A 4042-nucleotide genomic window follows, 5' to 3' on the forward strand; every position below is an offset into this window, starting at 1 on the left:
ACCGCAAGCTCCGTCTCCGGCGTGGTTTGGATGAGCGCGCAGTCGTCCCCGACGCCGAGCAGGGTGTGCGGCGTCGGGCGCGTGAAATAGCGCCGGATGAGGTCGAACTCGGAGAGCATGGGCGGGCTCGAATGTGGGGAACCTTCATTCTAGAGGGACAGGCCGATGCCCGGCCACCCACACTTCTCGCGCAAACGCGCATGATCCCGGCGTTCGGCATCCGGTTCGAGTTCACCCTCGGCGCGACCGCCGCGGCGTTCGTCGCCGACGGCCGACAGCGGCCGAGAGAAGCCGCCCTGGAGCGCGGCCGATGATCGCTTCCGTTGTCATCCGGCAGGCCGAAGCCGAGGATGTGGCGGCGATCGCATCGCTCCTGCGGGCGGCGGGTCTGCCCGCCGGCATCGCGACGCGCACGGTGCCGTGGTTTTCCATCGCGCTGGAAGGGGACGAGGCGGTCGGCACCGTCGCCGTCGAGCCCTGCGGCGGCTTCGGTCTGTTGCGATCGCTGGCAGTCCGCGCGGACCGGCGCGGCGCGGGAATCGGGTGCAGCCTCGTCGCCGAATGCGAAGCGCGGGCCGATGCCGCGCGTCTGCGCGGTCTCTATCTGCTGACGACGACCGCACGTCATTTCTTCCGCGCCCGGGGTTACGACGACCTCGAACACTGGGAGCTGCCGGAGGTGATCCGCTACACGGCCGAGTACCGCACCCAAAGTGCGAGAGGTGCGGTCGCGCTGATGAAACGGCTGCGCTGAAGCGCCGCTCGCTTATTCCGCGGGGCGCGCCTTCGCCGCGAAGCGGTCGAGCACGCCGTTCACGTACTTGTGGCCGTCGGTGCCGCCGAACGCCTTCGCGATCTCGATCGCCTCGTTGATGACCACGCGACGCGGTATCTCCGGTCGGTGCACGAGTTCGTAGGCGCCGATCAGGAGCACGGCGTGCTCCACCGGAGAGAGCGCCTGTGGCGCCCGGTCGAGGCAAGGCGCGAGCGCCTCGCGCAACTGAGGCGCCTCGCCGATCGCCCCGCGCAGCAACACCTCGACGTAGTCCTGCTCGGCGGCGCCGTAGCCGTCGCTCTCCGCGAGGTGCGTCAGGATCGCGGCGGCGTCCTGGCCGCCGACGAGCCACTGGTAGAGCCCCTGCAAGGCGAGCTCGCGGGCACGCCGACGGCCGCCGCGGGGCGTCTTGCGATCGCGCGCAAGCTCAGCCTTTTTCATCGATGCGCCGGAGCAGATTCGCCATCTCGACCGCGACCTCGGCGCACTCCGCTCCCTTCACACCCATGCGGGCCAGCGCCTGATCGTCGTCCTCAGTGGTGAGCACGCCGTTGGCGACCGGCAGCCCGCTGTCGAGTTGCACCGTCATGATGCCCTCGGCGGAGCGATCGGAGACCACCTCGAAGTGATACGTCTCGCCGCGGATCACCGCGCCCAGCGCGATCAGTGCGTCGAAGCGTCCGGAGTTGGCGAGCTTCTGCAGCGCGAGCGGGAGTTCCAGCGCGCCGGGCACGGTCACGATCAGCATGGCGTCGCGCGCCACGCCGAGCTTGAGCAGCATCGCCGTGCAACCCGACAAGAGCCCGTCTCCAACTTCCGGGTTGAAACGGGACAGGGCGATGCCGATGCGCAGGCCCGCGCCGTTCAGGTCGCGCTCGATTTCCCGGATCTCGTCGTGTCTCGCCAATTCAGATCTCCTTTGGAATCTCGCGCGCCTCCGGCTGCAGATAGCCCGTCACGTCGAGATCGAATCCGCCCCAGCTCGGCATCTTGCGCGGCACCGCGAGCAGCCGCATGCGGCGGATGCCGAGATCGCGCAGGATCTGCGCGCCGATGCCGTAGTTGCGCAGCGTCTTGCCCTCGTGCCGGCCGACCGCATTCGGCTGCAGCCGCGCGAGCACGTCCGCACCCGATTCGGTGCGATGCAGGAGCACGAGCACGCCACAGGGGGCGCCGGCCACCCGCGCCAGCGCACGGTGCAGAGTCCAGGAATGCCGCCGGCTTTCCAGGTCCAGCAGATCGACCACCGACAGGGGTTCGTGCACCCGCACCACCACTTCCGTCTCGGGCGTGATCGACCCGCGGACGAGCGCAACATGCGTGGCCTCTCCGGTCTTGTCGCGATAGGCGACCAGGTGGAAGCACCCGTGCGGGGTTTCGAGCTCGCGCTCCAGCACGCGCTCGACCAGCGACTCGGTGCGGCCGCGATAATGGATGAGATCGGCGATGCTGCCGATCTTCAGCCGATGCGGGCGGGCGAACTCCACGAGATCCGCCAGACGCGCCATCGATCCATCTTCCTTCAGGATCTCGCAGATCACGGCGGCCGGCGTGAGGCCGGCGAGCCGGGCCAGATCGCAGCCCGCCTCGGTGTGACCGGCGCGCGCCAGCACACCGCCCTTGTGCGCCATCAAGGGGAACACATGCCCCGGCTGCACGATGTCCGCCGGTTGCGCGTGCCTGGCGACCGCAACGCGGATGGTATGCGCCCGGTCGGCCGCGGAAATGCCGGTGGTCACGCCCTCCGCCGCCTCGATCGACACGGTGAAATTGGTGCCGAGCGGAGACCGGTTGGAGACCGCCATCAGCGGCAGGTTCAGCTGCCGGCAGCGCTCCTCGGTGAGCGTGAGGCAGATGAGTCCGCGACCATAACGCGCCATGAAGTTGATGGCTTCCGGCGTAACGAAGTCGGCGGCCAGCACGAGATCGCCTTCGTTTTCGCGCTCTTCCTCGTCGACGAGAACCACCATGCGGCCCTCGCGGATCTCGTCCAGGATCTCCGGAACGCTGGCGAGCGTCATGGCGTCAAGCCCCGCGCCAAGCGGGCGTTGCAGGCCTGCGCGTGCGTCTCGATACGAAGGCGTGTCGCGGAATCGAGTGCAAAAGAGAACATCTAAGATCCGTCGATGACGGCAGGCGCTGTTCGGCCAGCACGGATTGTGGAATGGAAAAGGGCGTTGATTGTAACCCTGCGGCCCGTCGCAGTCGCGCTGGCGCCTGCGGGACAGGAAGAAACGCGGCTCCGGCGGTGAGATCGTCGACCGCTCGCCGCGACGCGCGCTTGCTGCAAAGCACAATTTCTGCGAAACTTGCGCCCTGATTCGCCGGTCTACCGATTTCCTGCAGACAATCGCGAGTCGCTCGCACGCCAAGATACTGTTGCAGCCGCCCCCGGCCAAGCCCACGGGCAATGCCCGAAAGGCAAGGCGATGCAATCGCGGTAATTGTATAGCTTTCAAGCAAGTTATGCACAGTACTTGAAGTTGAATATGAGCATCTGCGCGCGGCTCGCGAAACGCGCGGAGCAAGTAATCTAAGGCATTGTTCCGGGTTGGAGAAAACCCGCGTGCCTCAAAATTGGTCAGCCTCGTGAAGCTCCTGCTCGCTTAAGGTCGAGGCGGAGCCTTTCCACAAGGATATCCACAGCTTCTGTGGATCATCGAAAAGTCAAGCTGGGGCAGTCGTAGCAGTCGACGTTGGGCGTGCTCTCGCAGGTGCTGCGAGGCCTTGCGTCAACAGACGCCCCGTTTCGACGCGCGCGCCTAGAAAACCGCCCGGTGGGCGCGGGTCCGACAGGCCGTCTTCCGATCGTCCTACAGCGCAATCGGAAGATTCCGGATACCGGTCGCAGCAGCCGCGTCTTAACTTATCGTTGCAAACCCGTTCGCATGTCCGGCAGCCGTTCACCGTGCGGACAGGACGGGTGCACGTACCGAGACAGTTCGTTCTTTCACAGGAGATCCAACAATGAGAAACGACACTGCCATCGAGCAACGGCAATTCGAGAAGCCCCTGCTCTCCGGCCTGCTGGCGGTATCGGCGCTTTTTCTGATCACCTGGCAAAGTCAGACCTCCATCGCCAACCACAAGCCGGCCAACGTCAAGGCCGCGTTCTATCAGATGGGCACGGCGTCCTGGTATGGACCGGGATTCCACGGGCGGAAGACCGCCAGCGGGGAAATCTTCAACCAGAACAAGCTGACGGCCGCCCACAAGACCCTGCCGCTCGGAACCCGGGCACAGGTCACCGACGTGGACACCGGAAAG

At 66.3% G+C, this 4042-nt stretch carries 7 protein-coding genes; 3 read left to right on the forward strand and 4 right to left on the reverse strand.

Translation table 11 applies throughout. From position 1 onward, the window contains the following. On the reverse strand, window positions 1-119 hold a 119-nt coding region (locus tag JNK68_03675), incomplete at its 3' end, for a thiamine-phosphate kinase (GenBank protein MBL8539450.1). A 12-nt stretch (window positions 120-131) separates the two neighbouring features. On the opposite strand from JNK68_03675, the gene JNK68_03680 reads away from it, so the two are divergent. Next, window positions 132-314 (forward strand): hypothetical protein, encoded by a 183-nt coding sequence (locus JNK68_03680; GenBank protein ID MBL8539451.1) that lies wholly within the window; start codon window positions 132-134, stop codon window positions 312-314. Continuing rightward, a complete protein-coding gene (locus tag JNK68_03685) occupies window positions 311-754 on the forward strand; it encodes a GNAT family N-acetyltransferase (protein MBL8539452.1) in 444 nt (147 codons plus the stop codon). Before JNK68_03680 ends, JNK68_03685 begins: the two co-directional genes overlap by 4 nt. Before the next feature lie 12 nt (window positions 755-766). Here the strand turns inward: JNK68_03685 and nusB are convergent, their stop codons facing one another. Genes nusB through ribB form a run of 3 tightly spaced genes read right to left on the reverse strand, consistent with a single transcriptional unit; the run spans window position 767 to window position 2796 of the window. Then, window positions 767-1216 carry a transcription antitermination factor NusB gene (nusB, locus tag JNK68_03690; protein MBL8539453.1) on the reverse strand — a complete coding sequence of 150 codons (450 nt, stop codon included), beginning with the start codon at window positions 1214-1216 and terminating at the stop codon, window positions 767-769. Next, window positions 1203-1682 (reverse strand): 6,7-dimethyl-8-ribityllumazine synthase, encoded by a 480-nt coding sequence (locus JNK68_03695; GenBank protein ID MBL8539454.1) that lies wholly within the window; start codon window positions 1680-1682, stop codon window positions 1203-1205. Before JNK68_03695 ends, nusB begins: the two co-directional genes overlap by 14 nt. 1 nt (window position 1683) lies before the next feature. Next, window positions 1684-2796 carry a 3,4-dihydroxy-2-butanone-4-phosphate synthase gene (gene ribB / locus JNK68_03700; protein MBL8539455.1) on the reverse strand — a complete coding sequence of 371 codons (1113 nt, stop codon included), beginning with the start codon at window positions 2794-2796 and terminating at the stop codon, window positions 1684-1686. A 946-nt stretch (window positions 2797-3742) separates the two neighbouring features. Here ribB and JNK68_03705 point away from each other — a divergent pair. After that, window positions 3743-4042: hypothetical protein (locus JNK68_03705; GenBank protein ID MBL8539456.1), on the forward strand; the 300-nt coding region annotated here is incomplete at its 3' end.

This window comes from Betaproteobacteria bacterium (assembly GCA_016791345.1).
Taxonomy (GTDB): Bacteria; Pseudomonadota; Gammaproteobacteria; order Burkholderiales; family JAEUMW01; genus JAEUMW01.